The sequence below is a fragment of the Erwinia sp. MYb416 genome, assembly GCF_037479575.1.
Lineage (GTDB): Bacteria > Pseudomonadota > Gammaproteobacteria > Enterobacterales > Enterobacteriaceae > Erwinia > Erwinia rhapontici.
This window is the reverse complement of record NZ_JBBGYT010000281.1, coordinates 1-502: the sequence shown is the minus strand read 5'-3', so window position 1 is coordinate 502 and position 502 is coordinate 1. Positions and strand designations below refer to the sequence as shown.

Below are 502 nucleotides of genomic sequence, written 5' to 3'. Positions count from 1 at the left end.
CAGTTACCTGACTCAGCAGTTCGCGACAACCAACAGTACCACGAAGTAAGGAGCCAGAATGTATAGTGCAAGCGGTACCCAGGCCTATGCAAAAGTCGGCGTGGAAAGTGCAGTGATGAGTGCCAGTAACGATCAGCTGATCACTCTACTGTTTGATGGGGCACTCAGTGCCCTGGTTCGCGCACGACTCTTCATGCAGGACGGTAACACGATCAAAAAAGGAGAGTCGCTCTCCAAAGCCATTAATATTATCGATAACGGTCTTAAGCTGGGTTTAGATGAAAACAGCGAAGACGAGTTAACGCAGAATTTGCTGGGGCTGTACCGCTATATGGTGCATCGCCTGGTACGCGCTAACATAGATAACGATGTACAAATAATTGAAGAAGTTGAAGCGCTGTTGCGCAATATCGCCGATGCCTGGAAAGAGGTCTCTGGCACAACCGCTCTGGTTTAGGACTCTGTACACATGAACATTGCCCCACATCTGCTCGCGATTTAT

The 502-nt window shown here is 48.8% G+C and carries 1 protein-coding gene; it reads left to right on the top strand.

The genetic code is table 11. The features are described from left to right. Nucleotides 1-58: 58 nt before the first annotated feature. Nucleotides 59-457: a flagellar export chaperone FliS gene (gene fliS, locus WH277_RS02520; RefSeq protein ID WP_200643285.1), complete on the top strand. Its 399-nt coding sequence runs from the start codon at nt 59-61 to the stop codon at nt 455-457. Nucleotides 458-502: the final 45 nt, after the last annotated feature.